The following is a 22438-nucleotide window of genomic DNA, read 5'->3' on the forward strand; positions in this document are numbered from 1 at the left end:
CAGCGCCATCGCAGCGGCGTGCTGGCCGGCGGCCTGGTGGCGGTTGCCTCGCTCGCCGGCCTCGGCGCCACGCTGTGGTCGTTGCAGCAGGCCGCGCGCGATGCGCAACGCGCGCGCGTCACCGGCGATTTCATGAGTTCGGTGTTGTCCAGCGTGGACCCCGGCGTGGCGCAGGATCTGGACAAGACGCTGATGCTGCGCGTGCTGGAGCAGGCCTCGCAGCGCGCCGCGCGCGAGCTGGCCAGCCAGCCGGATGCGCGCACCGATGTGGAGCTGACCTTGGGCCGCACCTTGATTGCACTGGCCAAGTACCCGCAGGCGGTGCAGCACCTGCGCACTGCGCAGACGCTGGCGCAGCAGAGCACCGGGGAGGGCAGCATGCCGGCATTGCAGGCGGCCTCCATGCTGGGCCAGGCGCTACGCGGTGCCGGTCAGCGCGAGGACGCCGCGCAGCTGCTGCGCCAGGGCATTGCGCAGGCGCAGCGTGGCGACGCGCAGCAGCAGACCATGGCCAACGACATGCGCGGATGGCTGGCCTGGACGCTGCGCGACCAGGGCCGCATTGCCGAGGCCATGACCGAAAGCCGGCATGCCTACGTGGCGGCGCTGGCCAACCCTGCCACGCGCCCGGGGCAGCGCATCAACGCGGGCAATGTCTACGCCGCCATGCTGGCCGAGGTCGGGCAACTGGCGTCGGCGATCACCCTGCAGCGCGCCCTGCTGCGCGAGCGCATCGCGCTCGACGGGCCCGAGCATCCATTCACGCTGTCGATGCGCAACAGTCTGTCGATGTATCTGCTGATGCAGCGCGACTACGCCGGTGCAGAGGCCGAGCTGGCGCCGCTGCTGCAGGTCAGCCGCAAGCGCTATGGCGACAACGCCATCGACACGCTGACGGTGGAAGGCAACCTGGCCGGCGCGCGTGAAGGACACAGCCATGGCCACGATGCTGCGGGCGCACTGCGCCTGCAACAGGCGCAACACTGACGCGCAGCACGCACTGACTGGTCACGCCGCGCATCGTCGAACCGCACCCGCACTGCAGTAGCTCCGTCGTCATCTTGCCGCCCCTTGGAGAGCCCCGATGCACACTGCCACCCGCCTGCCTCCGGACACCTTGCAACATGTCATCGACGCGAACCGTAGCGGCCAGTTCGACAACAACTGGACGTGGGCCAAGCCTGCCAACGTCGGATTGGACGCGTCGCATCAGTTGCGCATCATCGATCTCGATGGGATGGCAACGACGAGATCATGACTGGTCGACAGGCCATGACTTGGCGAACATCGACTGGGTGTTGATCGGCAGGAAATAGCGTCGCCTGACATCATGCCGCCACCTGAACAGGGGCGGCGAGCATGGGTCAGCCTCTCCATGGCTGCCAGCGCCTGGACTGACCGGCGGTGCGCAGCCTCCCTGAGGCGGCCGCATCAGCGCATCTGGCCTTTGTAGCCGGCAGGTGCGACGAGCGGTAAGCGTGCAGGCTGCGTCCGAGCCGGTTTCTGTGGGGGTTGTGCATGCCAGTTGTGCTTGTCGCAGATGGCGACGAAGGGGTGTCTGCAGCGCTTGGGCGAGCAACCGGATCCTGTCGCAAGACTGTCCCACTCGCAGCGTTGCAATGGAGGGTGAGAGCACGTGGTGTCGGGCATCGTCATGGCAAGCCCCGCTAAAAAGGCGCAAGGCTCAGTCAGGCAATTGTTTGACGAATTCAATGAACGCGCGCAGCGCGGGCGGGGTCAGATTGCGGTTGGGGTAATACAGATAGGGGCCGGGAAACGGTTGCCACCAGGGGCGCAGCACCGGTTCGAGCGCGCCGGATGCCAGGTGCGGCGCAAGCCATTGCTCGAACAGGTGAATGACCCCGTTTCCGGCGATCGCCGACTGGATCGCAAGGTCGAGGCCTCCGCCGATCTCCACCAGGAGCTGCCCACGCGGAAAGATGGTGACGATCTCTGCCTCGCGCTCGAACTCCCACTCGGCAATCACGCCGCTGGGAAAGCGACCACGGATGCAGTCGTGGTCGATCAGTTCGCGTGGGTGGGTGGGGCGGCCACGCCGATCCAGGTAGCCGGGAGATGCCGCAGTTGCGCTGCGTTGCACACGCGGGCCGATCGGAATCGCCACCATGTCCTGCTGCAGCCGCTCACCGTAGCGGATTCCCGCATCGCACCCGGCGGCGATCACATCGACGAAGCTCTCTTCGGTCAGCACCTCCACGGTGATGTCCGGGTAGGCTGCGAGAAACGGCGGCAAGATGCGCGGCAACACCAGCCGCGCCGCACTGACCGGCACATTGAGGCGCAGCGTACCGGCCGGCCTGTCGCGAAACGCGCTGACCACCTCCTTGGCGCCCTCCAACTCGATCAATGCTGGCTCGACGCGGGCCAACAGCGCCTTCCCCGCATCGGTCAGCACCACGCTGCGCGTGGTGCGATTGAACAGCCGCACGCCCAGCCAGACCTCCATGCGCTTGATCGCATCGCTGAAGTTGGACGCACTCTGGCCCGCGCTCTTGGCCGCTTCCCGAAACCCGCCGGCGCGCGCCACCCGCACGAACGCCTCCATGTCGCCCAGGCGATTGCTCATCGTTCGAAAATCCGTACGGCCCGTTCAATTTATACCTGATTGTTGCACAGAGGTCGCGGACGTAAATTGCAGCGGCACTAACGAAGTGAAGCGTTTCCCTGCTGCAGGCGCCATCCCACACAGCTCATCCCCAACGAGCGTGCGCCGTGCCCGCAACGGCCGCTCCCACCCAATCGCAGACGCCGTACCGCTCACCCATCCAAGGACATCTCATGACCGACACTCAACTCGGTGGCACCTTCACCCTGCCCGGCACCACCCTGCAGCTCAGGCGCATGGGCTACGGCACCATGCAATTGCCCGGCTCCCACGTGTGGGGACCGCCGCGCGACAAGGCCTCCGCGCTGGCGGTCCTGCGCCAGGCCGTCGCACTGGGCGCCAACCATATCGACACCGCCGAGTTTTACGGCCCGCACGTCTCCAATGCGCTCATTCGCGAAGCGCTGCATCCTTACCGCGATGATGTGGTGATCGTCACCAAGATCGGCATCGGCCGCGGCAGCGACAGTTCCTGGCATATCGATCTGTCGCCGGACAGCCTGCGGCGGCAGGTGCACGCCAACCTGACGAGCCTGGGCCTGGAGACGCTGGATGTGGTCAACCTGCGGCTGGGCGCTCTGGCCGACACCGACGACAGCTCGATCGCCGAGCCGGTGGCCTGCCTGGCCGAGTTGCAGCGCGAAGGCCTGGTGCGCCATATCGGCTTGAGCAATGTCACGGCGCGACAGCTGGAGCAGGCGCAGTCGCTGGCCAGGATCGTGTGCGTGCAAAACCACTACAACCTGGTCAAGCGCGACGACGACGCCTTCATCGACGCGCTCGCGCAGCAAGGCATCGCCTATGTGCCGTTCTTCCCGCTCGGCGGCTTTTCGCCGTTGCAGTCGGACCTACTCTCCGGTGTCGCCAGCGCGGTGGGTGCTACGCCACGGCAGGTGGCGCTGGCGTGGTTGCTGCAGCGCTCGCCCAACCTGCTGGTGATCGCCGGCACATCCTCGCCAGCGCATCTGGCCGAGAATTTCGCCGCCTGCGACCTGGTGCTGTCCGCAGACCAGCTTGCAACGCTGGACGGCATCGCCGCCCACTCCCGTCCCGCACACGAGGCACACGCATGAACACCCTCGAACAACGACTGCAACGGCTGGAAGACGAGAGCGCCATCCGCGCGTTGGTGGCTCGCTTTGCCGACACCTGCATCCGCGCCGACCACGATGGCTTCAAGGCCTTGTGGACGGACGATGGCATCTGGGAGATCGGGGCGCCATTCAACGTCAGGCGCGAAGGCATCGAAGCCGTTGCGGCATTGCTCCATCAACTACGCGATGAGCGCAACTTCTTCACCCAGCTGGTACCGACCGGGGTGATCGTGATCGAGGGCGATCGTGCGGCGGCGCGTTGGCCGGTTCGGGAGCTGGCCACCGGTCCGGCAGATCACTACTACGACAATGTGGCGATGTATTCGGCCACTTTCATAAGGACCGCAAGCGGCTGGCGCTTTTCCAGCCGTTCCTACACCTATATGTGGTTGAATACCGAGCCGTTCGGCGGCCAGTCCTTCGGCACGCCACAGCTTTCCCTGACCGCTGGCGCCTGATCCGGCAAAGTGCAGGCGCGGACGGCTTGTGCGGTGCTACGCAAGTGCTCGCCAGGGTGTACACCGATACGTATCCGGCGCACACGCGACTACGCGCGCTGCGAGCCTTCCAGCCCGGTACCGATGCTGCTGCGCCTGGTGGGCTGCGACTTCCTGGCCTTGATGAAGAAGGAACTGGCCCCGGCCGGCATCGACGACCTGCAACGCGTCCCCGGCCCGCAGGACAACGGCTGAGCCTTGCGCCCAGCGGCGTCAGATACCGCAGACCCGCATCAGCGTTGCCGCTACTGAGGTGCTCCGGCTTACCGGAACCGGACCACCATCGCCGACACCAGCGGCCGGTAAAGCCGCCGTGCTTACGCTCTACGAATCCCGAATCCCGAATCCCGAATCCCGAATCACCAGCTATACAGCTGCCAGTACACCTTGTTGACCTTGTCCTTCTCCGCGTCGGTATGCCCGTCGTGGTCGCGGTCGTACAGGAAATAGGGCGCGCCGCGCGCCGGGGTCACGCGCACCATTTCCAGCTGGCCGTTGACGCGGTATTCGTCCACCTTGTCGCCGTTGCCCATGGTCTTGCTGGTGACATCGGCACCGGCCGGGATATCGCCACCGTCGCGGCCACCGGTGGTCGTGGCGCAGCCGCCAAGCAGCAGCAACGGCAGCAGCAAAAGACGTGCTCTCTTCATCGTTGTCATCCGTTCTAGGTCGCCGGCCAGTATGCGCTGTCGCGGTGTGGCGTGGGCGTGCAGCGTAGAATTGGGCCATGAGCAGATTAGTCCTGATCGACGGGTCCAGTTACCTGTACCGCGCGTTCCACGCGCTTCCGCCGCTGACCAATGCCCAGGGCGAGCCCACTGGCGCCTTGTTCGGCGTGGTCAACATGCTGCGCGCCACCTTGAAGGAGCGCCCGGCCTACGTCGCGTTCGTGGTGGATGCGCCCGGCAAGACATTTCGTGATGACTTGTATGCCGACTACAAGGCCAACCGCCCGTCGATGCCCGACGACCTGCGCGCGCAGGTGCAGCCGATGTGCGACATCGTGCATGCGCTGGGCATCGACATCCTGCGCATCGACGGGGTGGAAGCGGACGATGTAATCGGTACGCTGGCGCTGCAGGGCGCGGCCGACGGCTTGAGCGTCACCATCTCCACCGGCGACAAGGACTTTGCCCAGCTGGTGCGCCCGGGCATCGAACTGGTCAACACCATGAGCGGCAGCCGCATGGATTCGGACGAGGCGGTGATCGCCAAGTTCGGCGTGCGGCCCGACCAGATCGTCGATCTGCTCGCGCTGATGGGCGATGCCATCGACAACGTGCCGGGCGTGGACAAGTGCGGCCCCAAGACCGCCGCCAAATGGCTGGCCGAATACGACTCGCTCGATGGCGTCATCGCCAACGCCGACAAGATCAAGGGCAAGATCGGCGACAACCTGCGCGCCGCACTGCCGCGGCTACCGCTCAACCGTGCGCTGGTCACCATCAAGACCGATGTGGTGCTGGCCAGCGGCCCGCGTGCGCTGGACCTGCGTGAGCCCAATGCCGAAGCCTTGGCCGTGCTGTACGCCCGCTACGGTTTCAGCCAGGCCTTACGCGAACTGGGCGGCGCGGCCGCAGCCGGGGCGCAGACCGAAGCGATGGCGGTGGCCCGCACCGAGCCCGGCCGCGCCCGTGGCACCGGGTTCGTGTCCGGCCCGGCCAGTGCGCCGGTGGACCTGGACCCGGCGCTGTCCGCCCCCGGCCAGTACGAGACCATCCTCACCCAGGAACAGCTCGACAGCTGGATCGCGCGCCTGCGCACGGCCGGGCAGTTCGCCTTCGACACCGAAACCGACAGCCTGGACCCGCTGCAGGCCGACCTGATCGGGCTGAGTGTGGCCGCCGAGCCCGGCCAGGCGGCCTATCTGCCGTTCGGCCACAACTTCCCCGGCGCCCCGGCCCAGCTCGACCGCGCCCAGGCGCTGGCCCAACTGGCACCGCTGCTGACCGACCCTGCCGTGCGCAAGCTCGGCCAGCACGGCAAGTACGACCTGCACGTGATGCGCCGCCATGGCGTCGACCTGGCCGGCTATGCCGACGACACCCTGCTGGAAAGCTTCGTGCTCAATTCCGGCAGCGCCCGCCACGACATGGACAGCCTGGCCAAGCGCTACCTGGGCTACGACACCGTCAAGTACGAAGACGTCTGCGGCAAGGGCGCCAAGCAGATTCCCTTCGCCCATGTCAGCCTGGAAGATGCCACCCGCTACGCCGCCGAAGACGCCGACATCACCCTGCGCCTGCACCAGGTGCTGGGCAAGCGCCTGGCCGCCGAGCCCAGCCTCGAGCGCGTCTATCGCGAGATCGAGATGCCGCTGGTAGGCGTGCTGGCACGAATCGAAGCCAACGGCGTATGCGTGGACGCGGCCGAGCTGCGTCGCCAGAGCGCGGACCTGTCCAAGCGCATGCTCGCCGCCCAGCAGAAAGCCACCGAACTGGCCGGGCGCACCTTCAACCTGGATTCGCCCAAGCAGCTGCAGGCGCTGCTGTTCGACGAACTCAAGCTTCCCGCGGTGGTCAAGACGCCCAAGGGCCAGCCCTCGACGAATGAAGAAGCGCTGGAAGCCATCGCCGACCAGCACGAACTGCCGCGGGTGATCCTGGAATACCGCGGGCTGACCAAGCTGCGCAGCACCTACACCGACAAGCTGCCGGAGATGATCCACCCGCAGTCCGGGCGCGTGCACACCAGCTATCACCAGGCCGGTGCCGCTACCGGGCGGCTGTCCTCGTCCGACCCCAACCTGCAGAACATCCCGATCCGCACCGAGGACGGCCGCCGCATCCGCCGTGCCTTCGTCGCGCCGGCCGGGCGCAAGCTGATCGCCTGCGACTACTCGCAGATCGAGCTGCGCATCATGGCGCACCTGTCCGGCGACCCCGGCCTGGTGGGCGCGTTCGAGTCCGGTGCCGACGTGCATCGGGCCACCGCAGCGGAAGTGTTCGGCCGCACCATCGACACCGTCAGCGGGGATGAGCGCCGCGCCGCCAAGGCGATCAACTTCGGCCTGATGTACGGCATGAGCGCGTTCGGCCTGGCCCGCCAGCTCGGCATCGGGCGCGGCGAGGCGCAGGACTACATCGCGCTGTACTTCAGCCGCTACCCGGGCGTGCGCGACTTCATGGAAACCACGCGCCAGCAGGCGCGTGACAAGGGCTACGTGGAAACCGTGTTCGGCCGCCGCCTGTATCTGGACTTCATCAACGCCGGCAGCCAGGGCCAGCGCGCCGGCGCCGAGCGCGCCGCCATCAACGCGCCGATGCAGGGCACCGCCGCAGACATCATCAAGCGCGCCATGGTCAGCGTGGACGGCTGGATCGCCGACCACGCGCAGCGCGCGCTGATGATCCTGCAGGTGCACGACGAACTGGTGTTCGAGGCAGATGCCGATTTCGTCGACACGCTGCTGCGCGAAGTCACCACGCGCATGGCCGCAGCGGCCGAGCTACGCGTGCCGCTGGTGGTGGATTCGGGTGTTGGCGATAACTGGGACGAGGCGCACTGACGCGTCATACGACGCTGATATGCTGAACGCACAGACCAGACATAAGCCGGTCAAACATAATGCGAATTCAGCAAGTTTGAGGGAATGAATAACCGCTAAATTCTACATTTTTTTAACAGTTATCTTCACGATCCATCAATGTAGAAAATGGTGTCATATCCCTCGACGGGCGCAACGCCTGTCGGCAGATCTCTCCCATCCCCTGGAGCAGATCTCGGAGCGGAAACTCCTCCCCAAGTTTCCGTTTCCTGGCCCCGCCGACCTCCCCCTGGTCTGCGGGGCTTTTTTATGTCCTGTGCTCAACAGCTCTCTAGCGCAATGGCGCATCGCATCACACGAATAAAGTTCGGCGTCGAGGTGCGAGCAATTACAAATATAAATAGGCGCGATTAACTCGATTAATCAACACAGTGTTTCATTCTCCCAATTCAGGTTTGCATGAATTGAGATTCTGAATACGCTACTGAATGGCGCTTGATTGGGCGATGGCGATAAGGCGCTGACGTCTCAATCCCTTTGGATCAGGATGTCAGCGCGTCCGTTAAACGCCGAGGCAGATCAGTTGGCCGCTGACACGGCGGCCATCAGCCCAGCCAGTCGCGCGGGACCAGATAATTCAGCAGCCGTGCCTCGGCACTGCCGGGCTCTGCGGTGTAGCCATACTCCCAGCGCACCCGGGGCGGTAGGCTCATCAAGATGCTTTCGGCACGCCCGCCGCTCTGCAGCCCGAACAGGGTGCCGCGATCGTAGACCAGGTTGAATTCCACGTAGCGGCCGCGGCGGTACAGCTGGAATTCGCGCTCGCGCTCGCCGAACGGCTCATCCTTGCGGCGCTGCACGATCGGCATGTAGGCATCCAGGAAGCCGTTGCCGACTGCTTGCTGGTACGCAAAGTCGCGCTCGAAGTCCTGACCCAGGTCGTCGAAGAACAGCCCGCCGACGCCGCGTGTCTCGTTGCGGTGGCGCAGGAAGAAGTATTCGTCGCACCAGCGCTTGTGCGCGGCATAGCGTTCCTCGCCGAAGGGGGCGCACAGCGCCTGGGCGACGCGGTGCCAGTGCTGCACGTCTTCGTCCACCGGGTAGAACGGGGTCAGGTCGAAGCCGCCGCCAAACCAGGCGGCGACCACCTCACCATCGCGTTCGGCGCGGAAATAGCGGACGTTGGCATGCGTGGTGGGCACATGCGGGTTGTGCGGATGAAACACCAGCGACACGCCGCAGGCGCGCCAGGTGGCGCCGGCCAGTTCGGGGCGGTGCGCACTGGCCGAGGGCGGCAGGCGGGTACCCGAAACGTCGGAAAAGCCGATGCCGGCCTGCTCGAACACCGCGCCGTCGCGCAGAATGCGGGTACGCCCGCCGCCGCCTTCCTCGCGTTGCCAGAGATCTTCGGAGAACCGCGCTCGCCCATCGGCTGCTTCCACAGCAGCGCAGATACGGTCCTGCAGGTCGGTCAGATAATCGCGTACACGGTCGAATTCGTTCATGACGCAATTCTAAGCGGTGCATCGCGGCCGGTGCGCGCACCCGCGCGCGCCAGTTTGTCGCAGGGCGATGCGGAGGGTGGATGCCTGGCGGAAGAGGGAGAGCGGAAGAGCAACTGATCTGCAGGTTGGCTGCAGGGCCCTTGCCCGCCCACCATCGCAGGACACGCTGCAAGTACGTCCATGTAGCTCCGTGGCGGCATCCATGCCGCCAAGGGTCCCGCGACGGTGGGCGGGCAAGGACCAGTCGAGATGGTCGGTGCGCATGGATATAAACCAGCGACGATCAGACTGGCGATGCGGTGACCTTTGCTTTTCAACAAAACCACCAACTAACTGTCTGGCGTGGTGTCCTCGCCGATTGCGGGACCGTGTGGCTGCATGGATGCTGCCACCGAGCCTACATGGACGTACTTGCGGCGTGTCCCGCAAGCGGTGAGGACACCGCGCCCTCGACTAGACTTGAAGATAACCAAGCGCTCGCGATACGCGCGATGCAGTCGTCGCTACCTGATGGCGCAATACTGGCAGATCAGGCGGAGAGCGGAGCGTCAGCGCCTTTGCTGCAGGACCACGGTCTGCGCCCAAGCGCGAGACGCCGAATGTCGAAGACGTCATGCCCTGACCGTGGCCGGCAAGGAAATTCGAGGCTGGTGACTGACGCGCTGCTGCAGCCACTACACCTGGGCGAACTCCGCGCGAACGGCTGGCGTGCACAGCCGCCATGCCAATGCTGCGTGTACGCAGCCGATTGCCACGACGCCCAGGCCGGTGAGGATGAACGCCATCTGCCGGGTTGCCTGCAAACGTGCCTGCATCTGTGGCCATTCCGGGCTCTGCAGCACCTCGGCGGGAAGTAACGTCTGCACGCCGTCGAACAACGGTCCGATCAACGCCAGCCCGCCGAAATTGAGCAGGCCGGTCACCACGAGCACCACCACGAAACCGACTCTTGCCCATTCGCGCCGCTGCAGCAGCGCCCAGCTCAACCACGCGAAGGCGGCCGACAGCACCACACCGGCAACAGAGAGCGACAGCGCATGGTCGATCAGCCATTGCCAGGAGTGTGGCAGGGTGATGCCCTTGGGCAGTCCCAGCGATGCTGCATCCGGGGTCAGCGCGATCAGTACGATCTGCAACAGGTTGGCCAGCGCACTCACCACGCCCAGCAACAACGACACCCATGCCAGCGGCGAGATGAATCCGCCGTGCGGCTGCGGTGCTACACGCCGTGTCGCGTTCATTGCAGGGAGGCGATATGCGCGGCGACCGCGGCCTGCCCCGGCGGGTCCAGCGCAGGCTGCAGCTGTGCGTACCAGCCGGGCAGGGCATCGGCCGGCAGGCATTGGCGCAGCAACGGGGTGCTGCGTTCGAGAAAGGCCTCCAGGAACGGCAGGCCACGCACATACAGGAAATGACTGTCGGTGATCGACATGCCGGCATAGGCTTCGCGCAGCCACTCCAGGTGCAGCAAGGCATGTGCACCGTGGCCGGCACGGGTCAGTGCGGTCAGGAAGCTGGTGCGCGCGGTGGCCGGTGAGGTCGAACGCTCCTGTGCATTGAGCGCGTCGAACGTCAGCAGCCACTGTTCGCCGCGTTCGATCTCATTGCACATCACCGCCGTGGTGGCCAGCTGCAATGCGTTGTGTGCGCTCGGCTCCAGCTCGTACAGCGCCAGCCAGTGGGGATAGGCCTCGTGGTAGCGATCCAGTGCACTCAACGCCAGCGCACACAGGCGTTGCGCGTCGGCGCCGGCCTGCAATTGCGCCTGCGCTGCGTTGTAGGCGCCCACATGGTCGCCACGTTGAAACGCGGCCAGTGCCGGCTGCAAGGCGGGGTCGATGTCGACGCTGGCCTGCGGGGCATCGTCGGCAGCTGCCGGGGCAACGGTTGGTTCTGCGCGCGGCGTCTTCGCCACGGCGGTCTTGCGTCCAAACAAGCGGTCCCACAGGCCCATCGCGTCTCCCTTGTGTGCGCCGTGGAAAGGGGAAATGCCGGCATGCCGGGGGCGCACCGGTCACGCGGTAGACCGGCGCGCCCCGCGCGAACGCACGAGCACGCGGTCGATTCTTGGCCAAGCTTAGAGCCCCTTGCGTAGGGAGAGGTGAGCGCAACGCAACCGTGCGGAGGCGGGGCGGCTGGCTGCAGCGAGGCAACGTCTGCCTCAGGTCGTTGCACGCTGGCGGCGCTACCACCGCGGGCCATGACGTGGCTCGCGCACGCCGCCACGTCCAGCGCCGATCCGCCGGCGTGGCCGGCCGCCTGGCTGGCGGAGCGGCACCTGCGGCACTGGACTCGCCGGGCGATGTCCAGTGCGTGCTGCGTCTGCTGCAACAGGTGCAGGGGGCTCAGCGCTGCGGCTTCACCTGTGCGTTGAACAGGTTGAGGATGCGCTTGTACTCGTCCAGCCATGCATCGGCGCGGGTGAACCCGTGACGTTCCAGCGGGTACGGCGCCACCTGCCAGTTGTCCTTGTGCAGTTCGATCAGCTTTTGCGTCATGTCCACCGAGTCCTTGAAGAACACGTTGTCGTCGATCATGCCGTGGGCGATCAGCAGATGGTCGCGCAGGCCGTCGGCGTAGTTGATCGGCGAGGAGGTCTTGTACGCCTCCGGGTCGAGCTCGGGCGTGTTGAGGATGTTGGAGGTGTACTCGTGGTTGTACTGCATCCAGTCGCCCACCGGCCGCAGTGCCGCACCGGCCTTGAACGTGCCCGGGCTGCGGAACAACGCCATATAGGTCATGAAGCCGCCGTACGAACCGCCATAGATGCCGGCGCGTGCGCGATCGCCCTGTTTGGTGGCCACCAGCCATTCCAGGCCGTCCAGATAGTCTTCCAGCTCCGGGTGGCCCATGTTGCGATAGATCGCGGTGCGCCAGTCGCGGCCGTAGCCTTCGGAGGCGCGGTAGTCCAGGTCCAGCACGATGTAGCCCTGCTGCACCAGCAGGTTGTGGAACATCTGCTCGCGGAAATACGGCGTGTAGCGCTCGGACACGTTCTGCAGGTAGCCGGCGCCATGCACGAACATCACGATCGGATACTGCTTGCCCGGCTCGGGATCTTTCGGCCCGTAGTACTTGCCCCAGACCGTGCCGGCGCCGTGCTTGGACGGCACCTGCACGTACTGCGGCGCAATCCACGGCTGCGCCTTGAATGCGGGCGTGCGCGTGTCGGTGAGTACGGTGGCCTGGCCGCCGGTGGCCGGTACCACGGCCAGTTGCGTGGGCAGGTAACTGCCGGAGTAGCGCACCAGTAGCTGCTGCCCGTCCGGCGACAGGCTGAAGCCTTCCACGCCGTTCAACGCCGTGACTTCGGTGAGCTGGTCGCTGCGCAGGTCGAGCTTGCACACCTCGTAGTCGCCCGGCCATTTCTGGTTGCACAGAAAGTACATGCCGTTGCCGTCGGCGCTGGGCACCGGCATCGACACTTCCCACTTGCCGCGTGTGCGCTGACGCGGTTTGCCGTTGCCTTCCACCGTGTACAGCTGCGAGTAGCCCGATTCTTCCGACAGCAGCCACAGCGTGCGGTTGTCGGGCAGCCAGCCGAAATCGTTGAAGTCCCAGTTGATCCAGGCGCCATCGCTCAGGCGGTGACGCGGCTGCAGCCTGGCGTTGTCCAGGTCCACACTGGCGATCCAGCGGTCCTTGTTGTCCACCGCGCGGATTTCCACCGCCACGTTGCGGCCGTCGTCGCTCCAGTGCACGGCAGGGCCGCGACCGTCGCCATCGCTTTCCACCCGCACGGCGCGGTTGCCCTTGAGCGCATCGCGCTTGGCGGCCTTGCGCAATGCGGCGAGCGGGTCGGTGGCGATGCCGGGCAATGCGTCGAAGGACAGCTGCCGTGCGCTGCCTGCTGCCACATCGACCAGCCACAGCGTGTGCGCGGCCGGGGCGTTGCGGCCCACACGGGTGCGCGCTTCCTGGAATTCCTCGTAACCGGATTCGGTCACGTACTTGGGCATCTTGCCGGCCTGGCCTTCGTCGGCGCTTTTGGCCTGCGTCACCACCAGCAGGTGCCGGCCATCCGGCGACAGGGCGCTGTCGACGATCTCGACCTCATCACCCAGGTACACCGGCGCTGCCGCACGGGTGGCGTCTGCACGGCGCCAGGCATCTTCCTGGGTACGCAAGGCGTCGCGCTGCTCGCGGTCACGACGCAGAGTGGCGAGCGTGGCCAGTTGCTGTTCCCGCAGCACATCGGCCTTGGGCGCGGCGTTGGGGTCGCGCTCGGCCTTGACCACGGCGACCTGTGCGGTGCCGCCGTCGGCACGCCAGTGGTACCAGTTGTTGCCCGCGCGCCAGATCGCGCCGCCATCGCTGGCGAACTGCGGACGCGATTCGAGCTCGTTGCTGCGGGTCAGCTGCGTCAATGCGCCCGAGCGCAGGTCACGCAGAAAGATGTCGCCATTGCGTGCAAACAGCATGCGCTGACGGGTTGCGTCGTAACTGGGGTTGGCCGCATCCAGGCCGGCGCGGGCGGTGTCGGCCACACGTTCGGCAGTGCCGCCGCCGGTGCTCTGGCGATAGGTGTCGCGCACCGGGCTGCCGTCGCGCTTGAGCAGGTACTGCACCTGTTTGCCGTCCCATTGCCACCAGGCCTGATCGACCGACGGCCCGATCCAGTCCGGGTCGGCCATGACCTGTTCGATGGTGAGCGGTGCGGCGGACTGCGCATGTGCGGTGGCGGCCAGCAGCAGGAGGGTCAACGGCAACAGTCTGGGCATCGGTAACAACGGGCGCAACGGAAGAGCAGGCAAGCCTAGCAGCTTGCCTCTGCGGCACGCTTGGGCCACAGGTCATGCGTGGGCGGTGCCACGCCGCGGTCTGGGATGACGAGCGGGACTGTTGCGCGGCGGCAGACGGCGATGATCGACGCGGCGATCGTGGGCCGTGCAATGCGATGCCACGACGTCGCTGTGTGCTGTCGATTGCGGTACCGGGATCGGGCTAAACGCTTCAGTCTGCCGGGCGCGCGTGCTTGCCTGTGCGGACTTGCGGCACTGCGCTTGATCGAGGCTGTGCGGCGTCGCGTTGGCGCTGCGGCCGGCCGGCATGGCGCGGCGGTTGCGTTCGAACATTGCACGCGCGTTTGCGCGTAAACCGGCGCGGCCATGCACGACGCTGGTGTCCAGCGGCGGAAAGCGGCGTGCGCGTGGTCGCGCAGCGATGCCTGTTCGCGCCGATCGCGTTGCCGCAGCGATGGCTCGGTGCACGGGTAACCGATGCAAAACGGCCGCTGGCGATCGGGTCAATGCGCATGTCCAGTGCCTCAGGCGGCAGCCGTCAGGGTGAGCGGTCAGTCAAAATGCCCCCTTGGATGCGCCGACCGGCACCGCACTTCCGTGAGGTGCGGCGTCGCTGGTTGCAGGCAGCGCGCATCCCAGCGGTAGCCCCGGTTGTCGTCCTGGGCCTTGCCGGCAGCACGCATCTGGCAGCTGTTCGGCCGCGTCCCACTGCAGGAAACCTCCTGACTTGCCAGCAGCCCGGGTGGCCGCCAAGCTAGCGCGCTTTTGCGATTGTCGGTGCACATGTCCAGCCTGCCTGCTTCTGCCGTTTTTCACCCGATGGCCGTCGGCGCGCCTGACCGGCCGCTGGCGTGGCGCGCGGGGCAGTCGGTCGACCTGGCGACGTTCATCGCGCACGTGCACGGCCTGGCGCAGCAGCTGCCCGACGGCCAGCACGCGGTAAACCTGTGCGAAGACCGGTACCGCTTCATGGTCGCGTTCTACGCCTGCGCGCTGCGTGGGCAGGTGTCGCTGCTGCCATCCTCGCGCGCGCCGGCCGTGGTCGGCGAAGTGCAGGCCCGTCACGCCGATGCGTACTGTCTGGGCGATCTGGCGCTGGAGCTGGCGCCGCCGCGGTATTGGCAGCTGCCGGCCGAGCTGCCGCAGGCCGATGGCGCGGTGCCGCAGCTGGCCGACGACGCCCTGGTGGCGATCGGCTTCACCTCCGGCAGCACCGGCAGCCCGCAGCCCAATCCAAAGACCTGGGGCAGCTTCCTGACCAGTACGCGGCAGGATCTGGTTGCCCTGCAAAGCCTTTGGGCCGGGACCGACGCGGTGCCGCACGTGGTGGCCACGGTGCCGCCGCAACACATGTACGGCATGGAGCTGTCGGTGCTGCTGCCGATGGTGACCGAGCTGGCGGTGCATGCCGGCCGGCCGTTCTTCCCCGACGATGTGGCGCGCGCGCTTTCAGAGATTCCCGCGCCGCGCGTGCTGGTGACCACGCCGGTGCACCTGCGTGCATTGGTGGAATCGGGCGTGGCGCTGCCACCGCTGGCGGGCATCGTGTCGGCCACCGCGCCACTGACCCAGGACATTGCCGCCGCCGCCGAGGCGCGCTTTGGCGGAGAAGTCCGAGAGATGTTCGGCTCCACCGAAACCTGCGTGTTCGCCGTGCGCCGCACCGCACTGGAAGCGGCATGGACACCGCTGCCCGGCGTGCGTCTTCAGGCCCAGGCGGCGGGCACCCTGGTGCATGCACCGCATCTGGCCACCCCGGTGATGCTGGCCGACATGATGGACGTGGCCGGTGATGGCACCTTCCAGGTGCGCGGGCGCCAGGCCGACTTGCTGGAGATTGCCGGCAAACGCGCCTCGCTGGCCGATCTCACCCGCCGCCTGCTCGCCATCCCCGGCGTGGTCGACGGCACCATCGTGCAACTGGCCCCGGATGCCGGCCAGGCGGTGGGCCGCATCGCCGCCTTGGTGGTGGCGCCGAGCCTGGACGAAGCCCAGATCCTGGCCGCATTGCGCGTCAGCGTCGACCCGGTGTTTCTGCCGCGCCGCCTGCGCAAGCTTGCCGCCCTGCCACGCAACGAGACCGGCAAACTGCCGCGCGATACCGTACTGGGCCTGCTCAACGGCTGAGCGTTGCAGGCGCGCGTGCAGCCGGCAAACGCTGCCTGTCGCTCATCCTTGGCGGTCGGGCGCCGCAGACAGGATCTGCGGCGGGCGTGGTTTACCTACCCGTGCACCCCATCGATCTCCACTGCCAGCTCGTCGCGGCAGATCACCGCGTGCAGCAGCAGGCGCGGGACCGCGTTGCCGAAGCGTGCATCCAGGGCCTGGGCGACCTTGGGCAGATCGTCCTGCTCGCGCACATAGACCTTCAGGCGGGTGCCGGCGCCGAACTGCGCGGGCAACGCCGGCGCGTGCTGACGCGCGGCGCCGAGCAGGGCATCGAAATTGGCAAAGGTCTCTTCCAGCTGCGCCAGCAATTGGCCGGTATGCATCGAGGCATGGCCGACCACCGCGGCGGTGCCTGACAGCAGCAGGGGCATGTCGCTGCCGGGTGGCGGCAGCATGGCGCGCGCGAAGCTCGGCGGCTGCGGGCCGTATTGGCGCGGGTAGTGGTAGGCGCTGACCTGGCGCGGGTTTTCCAGCGGGGTGCCGGCATCGGCGGCGGCCAGCCAATAGATCTGGATGATGCGCTCGGCATCGCAGCGGCCCACTGCCGTGGCAGCCGGCAACTGCGCGGTGTCGAACGCTCCCAGCCCCCGCGCGCGGCCCACGCAGAACTGGCGATAGCGCTCGCGGTCGCCACTGCCAAGCGTGATCGCATCCAGGTAGTTCCAGATGCGCAGCAGGCGCGGTGTCGCGCTGCCGCTGACGAACGCGGTCATTTCCGCATACGCCTTGGCGGCGGCCTCTTCGATGTCGACCTCCTGCTCGTCGATCTCGATCACGCCGAACTGCAGATGCCCATCGCTGGACCAGGCGATGTTGCCGTTACGGCCACTGCGCACCGGCGCATCGGTCCGCCACACTTCCAGCACGTCGGCCCGGTACGGCTGCAGCGGCACGCGCAGATAGCGCGGGTCGTCCAGGCCAGGCGCCGCGTTGCCGAATCCGAACACCGCCAGGACCTGCGGGTCGGCCAGCAACGCACTCGGGTCGGTCTGGTCGACATAATCGACCTGCAGGCGGGGATGGCGCAGCGGCTGCGCGGTCTGGGCCGGGGAAGCGGTCATTGAGGGTCTCGTTGCAAGGTGTCGCCGTCGAAACCGAGCTTGGCCTGGCGCCGACGCAGGCGCCACGAGTGCCAGGCGCGCGGCATCATCGACAGTGTGGTGAGCGCATAGATGGCGCGGAACGCACGCAGGCGCAAGCGGACCTTGGGGCTGTCGAACACGTCGCCGGCCAGCATCGCCACCACCGCCTGTTCCAGCTGCCAGGTGTTCTGCGGCTGCGCGAACAGCGCGCGCATCGTCGGTGAGGTGAAGCGGTAGATGAACCATTTGAATTCGTCGATGCCGCGGTCCAGTTCACGCTGCAGCCTGCGCTGCAGCTTGGCCTCCTGCTGCGGGGCGCGCAGTGCGGCATCCACCATCGCCGCGCCGCGTTCGGCGCTGTGCATGGCCAGGAAGACGCCGGAGGAAAACATCGGGTCGACGAAGGTATAGGCATCGCCCAGCATCAGCCAGCGCGGGCCGGCCATGCGCGTGCATTCGTAGGCGTAGTTGCCGGTGGCATGCACCGGCGCCACCCGCTGCGCACCGGCCATGCGCGCGGCAACTTCGGGGTTGAGCGCCAGCGTGCGCATCAGAAACCCTTCGCTGTCGCCCTGACGGGTCTTCATGTACTCCGGATAGCAGACCGCGCCCACGCTCATGATGTCGTCGGGCAGCGGAATCAGCCACATCCAGCCATGCGCGTGCCGATAGATGCTGATGTTGCCGGCATCCTCGCCCGGCCGCCGGGCGACGCCGCGGAAATGGCTGAACAGCGCTGCGGATTGATGTTTGGCATTGGCGCGCTTGAGCTTGAGCCGGTTGCCCAGGAAGGTGTCGCGGCCGCTGGCATCGAGCAGGTAGCGCGGGCGGAACTGCAGGCGCTGGCCGTCGGCGCTGCGTGCCTGCAGCACCGGTTGTTCGCCGTCCAGGTTCACCTGTTCGACGAGGACCTGCTCACGCGCATCCACGCCCACCGCGCGTGCGCGGTTGAACAGGACCTGGTCGAACTGCGCGCGCGGGACCTGGAAGGCGAAGTCGGCCTTGGCATCGAGCGCGTGCGAAAACCGAAACGTGTTGTAGCCGCCGGCGTCGTTGGGGAAATCCGCGCCGCGCTTGAGCACGCCGATCTGGCGCACCTGTTCCAGCACGCCCAGCCGTTCGAGGATCGGCATGTTCATCGGCAGCAGCGATTCGCCGATATGAAAGCGCGGATGCTGCGCCTTTTCGAGCAAGGTCACCGCCCAGCCGAGCTCGGCCAGTATGATCGCTGCCGCACAGCCGGCCGGTCCGCCGCCAACGATCAGGACATCCGGACACTCCGGTCCGGGGGCCGGCCCGGCTGCCGGCATGGCGGTCGGGGTGGGGCGAACAACAGTGGAAGTCATCCTGGAACGAACCTGCAGCGGGCGAGCGTCAAGCAGTCATGATAGCCTGACCGGCGGCCCGGACACTGATGCGGGCCCATGCTGCACCCACTCAGGACCATGCAAGGACAGCGCGATCGCCGGATGCGACGCGGGCCGGGCGCTCGGAATCGACAGGTACGACGACGTACACTGACGAGGCGATGCGCTGCCCGCCCCGCCGATGGCCGTGCGCCGTCGCCTGCCTGCGCCGACTTTGCCCGACCCTCACCCTGGAATTTCTGGATGTCCTCGCAAACCGCTGCCGAACGTGAACTGGCCGAACTCCTGGTCGATAGCCTGAACCTGGAAGACGTCCAACCCGCCGACATCGATCCGGAGGCGCCGCTGTTCAATACTGGGCTGGGGCTGGATTCGATCGACGCGCTGGAACTGGCGCTGGCGATCAGCAAGCGCTACGGCTTCCAGCTGCGCTCGGACAACGACGAGAACCGTCGCATCTTCGCGTCGCTGCGCGCACTGTCGGCGCATGTCGAAGCCAACAAGACCGTCTGAGCTAGCGCCCGGCGACGCCCCGCCGTGGGTGCTCGGGCTGGGCGTGTTGCTGGCGGTGGCGTACTCGCCGCTGGCGCACTGGGCCAACGCCACCCATCGCCCTGAGCTGGCCGTCATTGCCGGTAGTTTGCTGGTGCTGATGGTGTTGATCGAACCGTTGGTGGCGCGCCGGGCCTGGGCCTGGGCGCTGGTGGTGCTGACGTTGCTGGGCCTGAGCGCACTGTGGCACTCGCCGTATGCGATGTTGCTGCTGGCCGCGCCGCCGGTGGTGTTCACCGGCTGGATCGCCTGGTTCTTCGGTCGCAGCCTGCGCCGTGGGCGCACGCCCTTGATCACGCGCATTGTCGAAGGGCTGTATCGCCAGGCCGGCATGCCGATCACGCCGGAGCAATACCGCTACACGCGCCGCCTTACGCTGGCCTGGGCGCTGCTGCTGTGCGCGCTGACCCTGGTCAACCTGGTGCTGGGCCTGTGCGCCGAACCAAGCGGCGTGCTGGCGCAGCTGGGCTACGCCTCGCCGCTGCCGATCAGCGACGCGCGCGCCTCGTTGTTCGCCAATCTGCTCGCCTATGGCGTGGTTGGCGGGTTCTTCGTTGGGGAATATCTATTGCGCGGCCGCTGGTTTCCACAGCGTCCCTATCGTAATCTGCCAGACTTCTTGCGCCAGATGGCGCGGCTCGGGCCGGACTTCTGGCGCGATCTGCTGCGCTGAGTGCGTGGCCAGGGGCAGCGACGTACGTGCATATTTTCGGGGACAAGACAAAGATGCCGTTGGCAAGGATGCCGTCGCGCCTGGCGTGGGCCCTGTTCAACCTGTTGCAACTGGCCTTTACGCTGACGTTTACCGCTGGCGGCATTGTCTATGCCCTGGTGCTGCTGGCGATCACGCGCGACGCCGACCGCCTGCTGCGCATGGGCGCCTGGATGTGGGCGCCGGTGCTGTTCCGCGGCGCGGGCGCCACCGTCATCGTGGAAGGGCGCGAGCAGGTCGATTGGTCCAAGAACTATCTGTTCGTGAGCAACCACCAGTCGATCATCGACATTTGCGCGCTGTTCTACGCGCTGCCGGTGCCGCTGCGCTTCCTGCTCAAGGAAGAAATGCTCAAGGTGCCGTTCGTGAACTGGTATGCGCGCGCCACCGGCATGCTGTTTCTGGACCGCGACAGCCGCCGGGCCGGCGCACTGGTGCGCCGTCAGGCCGCCGCGCTGCTGCGCGAGGGCAAACAGTTGTGTCTGTTTCCGGAAGGCACGCGCAGCCGCAGCGGCGCATTATTGCCATTCAAGGCCGGGCTACTGCAGGCCGCTATCGATGCTGGCGTGCAGGTGGTTCCCGTGGCGCTGGACGGCTGCGGCAAGGTATTGCCGGTCGATGGTCTGTTCAGGGTGCGCCCCGGCATCATTCGCGTGCGGATCGGTGCGCCGATCGCAGTGACCGGGCCGGATGCGCCCGACCGCCAACAATTGACCGAGCAGGCACACAAGGCCGTGGCTGCAATGCTTCAACCCAGGATCTGAGTTCTGCGCTTATGGATTTCGTCGTGCCGCATGATCATCCCTGCCTGCCCGGGCATTTCCCGGGTCGCCCCGTGGTACCCGGCGTGGTCGTGCTCGACCATGTGCTGCAGGCGGTGGAAGCGCTGCATGGTCCGCGCGCAGCCGCGCGCCTGCCGCAGGTGAAGTTCGTGCAGCCCTTGCTGCCCGGGCAGACCGCCTCGGTCACGCTGGAAGGCGATGGCCCGCGCTGGCGCTTCCGCGTGCAGCGTGAGCAGACACTGCTGGTCAGCGGCGAGCTGGTGGCGGAGGCGGCGGCATGAGCAAGCACTGGAAGCAGCGTCCGGAAGGCGGCGGGCGCTTTGCGTTGTGGCTGATCCGCGGCATCGCACGGCATGCCGGACGTGCGGTGGGGCGCGCGCTGCTGTATCCGATCACGCTGTACTTCCTGCTGGTGCGTGCGCCCGAGCGCGCCGCCTCGCGTGCCTATCTGGCGCGGGTGCTGGGGCGGAAGGCAACGCTGCGCGACGTGGCGCGGCATATCCACACCTTCGCCTCCACCATCCTGGATCGCGTCTACATGCTATGCGGGCAGATGCAGCGCTTCCGCGTGGACATCACCGGGCTGGATCAGCTGCACACGCAGATGGATCGCGGCCGCGGCGTGCTGATCTTCGGTTCGCACCTGGGCAGCTTCGATGCGCTGCGTGTGCTGGCCACCGAGCGTCCCGACGTGCAGGTCAAGGTGGTGCTGGACAAGGCGCACAACCGCGCCATGACCGACCTGCTGGGCGCGCTCAACCCGCAGCTGGCCGCCAACATCATCGACGCCGGCATGGATGCGACCTCGATCGTCATAGCGATCAAGGAAGCCACCGATGCCGGTGCGCTGGTGGCGCTGCTGATCGATCGCCCGCGCGAAGGCGACCCCGCGTTGCCGGCGATGTTCCTGGGCCGCAACGCGATGTTCCCGACCTCGCCCTGGCTGATCGCCGCCGCGCTCAAGGTACCGGTGGTGCTGGCATTCGGCCTGTATCGCGGCGGCAATCATTACGAGCTGGCCTTCGAGACCTTCAGCGAAGGCCTGGACGTTCCGCGTCGTCAGCGCGCCCCGGTGCTGGCGGTACTCATGCGCGATTACGCCGCCAGGCTGGAACATTACACACGCTACGCGCCGTACAACTGGTTCAACTTCTACGATTTCTGGAACACCCACCATGCCGATGTGCCGCACCCTGCCGTGGATGCTGATACTGCTGTTCAGCGCCGCACCGCTATGCGCCGCACCGCCTGAGACGCTGGACGTCGGCCAGGTGCTGCAGCGCCTGGCACGCCCCGCACCGGTCAGCACCGAATTCGTCGAACTGCGTGGCTCGGCCCTGCTGAAGACGCCCTTGCGCGTGCAGGGCCACTACCGTCGCCCGGATGCGCAGACGCTGGTGCGCGAAGTCAGCGCGCCGTATCGCGAGACCACCACCTTGCAGGGCGACGAAGGCGTGCTGGAACGTGAAGGCAAACCGCCGCGACGTTTTTCGCTCAGCCGCGTACCCGAGCTGGCGGGTCTGAAGTCCGGCTTCGGCGCGTTGCTGGGCGGCGACCGCGCACTGCTGGAACAGCAGTACCGCGTCAGCGGACAAGGCCGACCCCAGGCCTGGGCATTGACGCTGCAGCCCAGGGACGCCGCCGTTGCCAAGCAGGTACGCGAATTGCGTCTGTACGGGCGCAACGACGAGCTGCGGTGTATCGAAAGCGTGCCGGCCAAGGGCGACGTGCAGCGCACGCTGCTGGCTGGTGCGGCGCGCGAGGCGGCCAACGTCACTGATGCCGCCGCGCTGACCACGCTGTGCCACGGTCCGGGCGCGTGA

The 22438-nt window shown here is 66.9% G+C and carries 19 protein-coding genes and 2 pseudogenes; 13 read left to right on the forward strand and 8 right to left on the reverse strand.

Going from position 1 to position 22438, the window contains the following annotated elements; genetic code table 11:
* Nucleotides 1-921: pseudogene (locus OZ10_RS16500) on the forward strand (tetratricopeptide repeat protein); the annotation flags it as partial.
* Between the two features lie 163 nt (nucleotides 922-1084).
* Nucleotides 1085-1258 (forward strand): hypothetical protein, encoded by a 174-nt coding sequence (locus tag OZ10_RS22545; protein ID WP_158002181.1) that lies wholly within the window; start codon nucleotides 1085-1087, stop codon nucleotides 1256-1258.
* 426 nt (nucleotides 1259-1684) lie between these two features.
* On the opposite strand, the gene OZ10_RS16505 is transcribed toward OZ10_RS22545, so the two are convergent.
* Nucleotides 1685-2566 (reverse strand): LysR family transcriptional regulator, encoded by an 882-nt coding sequence (locus OZ10_RS16505; RefSeq protein ID WP_039565970.1) that lies wholly within the window; start codon nucleotides 2564-2566, stop codon nucleotides 1685-1687.
* 233 nt (nucleotides 2567-2799) lie between these two features.
* On the opposite strand from OZ10_RS16505, the gene OZ10_RS16510 reads away from it, so the two are divergent.
* The 3 genes and pseudogenes from OZ10_RS16510 to OZ10_RS22715 all read left to right on the forward strand — a co-directional run.
* The gene (locus OZ10_RS16510; RefSeq protein WP_039565949.1) at nucleotides 2800-3699 is read left to right on the forward strand and encodes an oxidoreductase; all 900 of its coding nucleotides are present in this window, start codon (nucleotides 2800-2802) and stop codon (nucleotides 3697-3699) included.
* Nucleotides 3696-4178, forward strand: coding sequence for a nuclear transport factor 2 family protein (locus OZ10_RS16515; RefSeq protein ID WP_039565950.1), 483 nt, complete (start codon nucleotides 3696-3698; stop codon nucleotides 4176-4178). The genes OZ10_RS16510 and OZ10_RS16515 overlap by 4 nt, the downstream gene beginning before the upstream one ends.
* 21 nt (nucleotides 4179-4199) lie before the next feature.
* A pseudogene (locus tag OZ10_RS22715) lies at nucleotides 4200-4412 on the forward strand (type VI secretion system protein TssA); the annotation flags it as partial.
* Between the two features lie 164 nt (nucleotides 4413-4576).
* On the opposite strand, the gene OZ10_RS16525 reads toward OZ10_RS22715, so the two are convergent.
* Complete coding sequence (locus OZ10_RS16525; RefSeq protein ID WP_039565954.1) at nucleotides 4577-4867, reverse strand: DUF2782 domain-containing protein; 291 nt, start codon at nucleotides 4865-4867, stop codon at nucleotides 4577-4579.
* 77 nt (nucleotides 4868-4944) lie between these two features.
* Between OZ10_RS16525 and polA the strand changes: the two genes are divergently transcribed.
* A complete protein-coding gene (gene polA, locus OZ10_RS16530) occupies nucleotides 4945-7725 on the forward strand; it encodes a DNA polymerase I (RefSeq protein WP_039565956.1) in 2781 nt (926 codons plus the stop codon).
* 584 nt (nucleotides 7726-8309) lie between these two features.
* Here polA and hemF read toward each other — a convergent pair.
* The 4 genes from hemF to OZ10_RS16550 form a co-directional block, all read right to left on the reverse strand.
* Complete coding sequence (gene hemF, locus OZ10_RS16535) at nucleotides 8310-9209, reverse strand: oxygen-dependent coproporphyrinogen oxidase (RefSeq protein WP_039565959.1); 900 nt, start codon at nucleotides 9207-9209, stop codon at nucleotides 8310-8312.
* Between the two features lie 674 nt (nucleotides 9210-9883).
* A complete protein-coding gene (locus tag OZ10_RS16540) occupies nucleotides 9884-10450 on the reverse strand; it encodes a hypothetical protein (RefSeq protein ID WP_039565960.1) in 567 nt (188 codons plus the stop codon).
* Entirely contained in the window at nucleotides 10447-11163 is a 717-nt protein-coding gene (locus OZ10_RS16545; RefSeq protein WP_039565961.1) for a hypothetical protein, read from the reverse strand. Before OZ10_RS16545 ends, OZ10_RS16540 begins: the two co-directional genes overlap by 4 nt.
* A gap of 391 nt (nucleotides 11164-11554) precedes the next feature.
* Nucleotides 11555-13921: a S9 family peptidase gene (locus tag OZ10_RS16550; protein ID WP_039565971.1), complete on the reverse strand. Its 2367-nt coding sequence runs from the start codon at nucleotides 13919-13921 to the stop codon at nucleotides 11555-11557.
* An 813-nt stretch (nucleotides 13922-14734) separates the two neighbouring features.
* On the opposite strand from OZ10_RS16550, the gene OZ10_RS16555 reads away from it, so the two are divergent.
* Nucleotides 14735-16078 (forward strand): AMP-binding protein, encoded by a 1344-nt coding sequence (locus tag OZ10_RS16555; RefSeq protein WP_039565974.1) that lies wholly within the window; start codon nucleotides 14735-14737, stop codon nucleotides 16076-16078.
* Nucleotides 16079-16173: 95 nt separating this feature from the next.
* Here the strand turns inward: OZ10_RS16555 and OZ10_RS16560 are convergent, their stop codons facing one another.
* Together OZ10_RS16560 and OZ10_RS16565 are read right to left on the reverse strand one after the other, a co-directional pair.
* On the reverse strand, nucleotides 16174-17181 hold the full coding sequence (locus OZ10_RS16560; RefSeq protein WP_039404867.1) for a chorismate transformation FkbO/Hyg5 family protein: 1008 nt from the start codon (nucleotides 17179-17181) through the stop codon (nucleotides 16174-16176).
* Nucleotides 17178-18512, reverse strand: coding sequence for an NAD(P)/FAD-dependent oxidoreductase (locus OZ10_RS16565; RefSeq protein WP_039404865.1), 1335 nt, complete (start codon nucleotides 18510-18512; stop codon nucleotides 17178-17180). The genes OZ10_RS16560 and OZ10_RS16565 overlap by 4 nt, the downstream gene beginning before the upstream one ends.
* A 300-nt stretch (nucleotides 18513-18812) precedes the next feature.
* On the opposite strand from OZ10_RS16565, the gene xanC reads away from it, so the two are divergent.
* The 6 genes from xanC to OZ10_RS16595 are packed head-to-tail and all read left to right on the forward strand — an operon-like array spanning nucleotide 18813 to nucleotide 22438.
* Nucleotides 18813-19082 (forward strand): xanthomonadin biosynthesis acyl carrier protein XanC, encoded by a 270-nt coding sequence (xanC, locus tag OZ10_RS16570; protein WP_039565963.1) that lies wholly within the window; start codon nucleotides 18813-18815, stop codon nucleotides 19080-19082.
* Between the two features lie 28 nt (nucleotides 19083-19110).
* Complete coding sequence (locus OZ10_RS16575) at nucleotides 19111-19794, forward strand: COG4648 family protein (RefSeq protein ID WP_202903030.1); 684 nt, start codon at nucleotides 19111-19113, stop codon at nucleotides 19792-19794.
* A gap of 53 nt (nucleotides 19795-19847) precedes the next feature.
* On the forward strand, nucleotides 19848-20597 hold the full coding sequence (locus tag OZ10_RS16580) for a lysophospholipid acyltransferase family protein (protein ID WP_039404854.1): 750 nt from the start codon (nucleotides 19848-19850) through the stop codon (nucleotides 20595-20597).
* Between the two features lie 11 nt (nucleotides 20598-20608).
* Nucleotides 20609-20896 (forward strand): ApeI family dehydratase, encoded by a 288-nt coding sequence (locus tag OZ10_RS16585; protein WP_039404852.1) that lies wholly within the window; start codon nucleotides 20609-20611, stop codon nucleotides 20894-20896.
* On the forward strand, nucleotides 20893-21867 hold the full coding sequence (locus tag OZ10_RS16590) for a lysophospholipid acyltransferase family protein (protein ID WP_039565965.1): 975 nt from the start codon (nucleotides 20893-20895) through the stop codon (nucleotides 21865-21867). Before OZ10_RS16585 ends, OZ10_RS16590 begins: the two co-directional genes overlap by 4 nt.
* Complete coding sequence (locus tag OZ10_RS16595) at nucleotides 21791-22438, forward strand: LolA-related protein (RefSeq protein WP_039404848.1); 648 nt, start codon at nucleotides 21791-21793, stop codon at nucleotides 22436-22438. The genes OZ10_RS16590 and OZ10_RS16595 overlap by 77 nt, the downstream gene beginning before the upstream one ends.

The organism is Xanthomonas cannabis pv. cannabis (assembly GCF_000802365.1).
GTDB classification, from domain to species: domain Bacteria; phylum Pseudomonadota; class Gammaproteobacteria; order Xanthomonadales; family Xanthomonadaceae; genus Xanthomonas; species Xanthomonas cannabis.

Excerpts from the sequence above, each read along its gene's own strand:
- OZ10_RS22545 (WP_158002181.1), top strand. The coding sequence starts at position 1,085 with ATGCACACTGCCACCCGCCTGCCTCCGGACACCTTGCAACATGTCATC.
- OZ10_RS16595 (WP_039404848.1), top strand. The coding sequence starts at position 21,791 with ATGCCGATGTGCCGCACCCTGCCGTGGATGCTGATACTGCTGTTCAGC.
- OZ10_RS16585 (WP_039404852.1), top strand. The coding sequence starts at position 20,609 with ATGGATTTCGTCGTGCCGCATGATCATCCCTGCCTGCCCGGGCATTTC.
- OZ10_RS16560 (WP_039404867.1), bottom strand. The coding sequence starts at position 17,181 with ATGACCGCTTCCCCGGCCCAGACCGCGCAGCCGCTGCGCCATCCCCGC.
- OZ10_RS16545 (WP_039565961.1), bottom strand. The coding sequence starts at position 11,163 with ATGGGCCTGTGGGACCGCTTGTTTGGACGCAAGACCGCCGTGGCGAAG.
- OZ10_RS16510 (WP_039565949.1), top strand. The coding sequence starts at position 2,800 with ATGACCGACACTCAACTCGGTGGCACCTTCACCCTGCCCGGCACCACC.
- OZ10_RS16540 (WP_039565960.1), bottom strand. The coding sequence starts at position 10,450 with ATGAACGCGACACGGCGTGTAGCACCGCAGCCGCACGGCGGATTCATC.
- polA (WP_039565956.1), top strand. The coding sequence starts at position 4,945 with ATGAGCAGATTAGTCCTGATCGACGGGTCCAGTTACCTGTACCGCGCG.
- OZ10_RS16580 (WP_039404854.1), top strand. The coding sequence starts at position 19,848 with ATGCCGTTGGCAAGGATGCCGTCGCGCCTGGCGTGGGCCCTGTTCAAC.
- OZ10_RS16565 (WP_039404865.1), bottom strand. The coding sequence starts at position 18,512 with ATGCCGGCAGCCGGGCCGGCCCCCGGACCGGAGTGTCCGGATGTCCTG.
- xanC (WP_039565963.1), top strand. The coding sequence starts at position 18,813 with ATGTCCTCGCAAACCGCTGCCGAACGTGAACTGGCCGAACTCCTGGTC.
- OZ10_RS16525 (WP_039565954.1), bottom strand. The coding sequence starts at position 4,867 with ATGAAGAGAGCACGTCTTTTGCTGCTGCCGTTGCTGCTGCTTGGCGGC.
- hemF (WP_039565959.1), bottom strand. The coding sequence starts at position 9,209 with ATGAACGAATTCGACCGTGTACGCGATTATCTGACCGACCTGCAGGAC.
- OZ10_RS16555 (WP_039565974.1), top strand. The coding sequence starts at position 14,735 with ATGTCCAGCCTGCCTGCTTCTGCCGTTTTTCACCCGATGGCCGTCGGC.
- OZ10_RS16515 (WP_039565950.1), top strand. The coding sequence starts at position 3,696 with ATGAACACCCTCGAACAACGACTGCAACGGCTGGAAGACGAGAGCGCC.
- OZ10_RS16505 (WP_039565970.1), bottom strand. The coding sequence starts at position 2,566 with ATGGAGGCGTTCGTGCGGGTGGCGCGCGCCGGCGGGTTTCGGGAAGCG.
- OZ10_RS16590 (WP_039565965.1), top strand. The coding sequence starts at position 20,893 with ATGAGCAAGCACTGGAAGCAGCGTCCGGAAGGCGGCGGGCGCTTTGCG.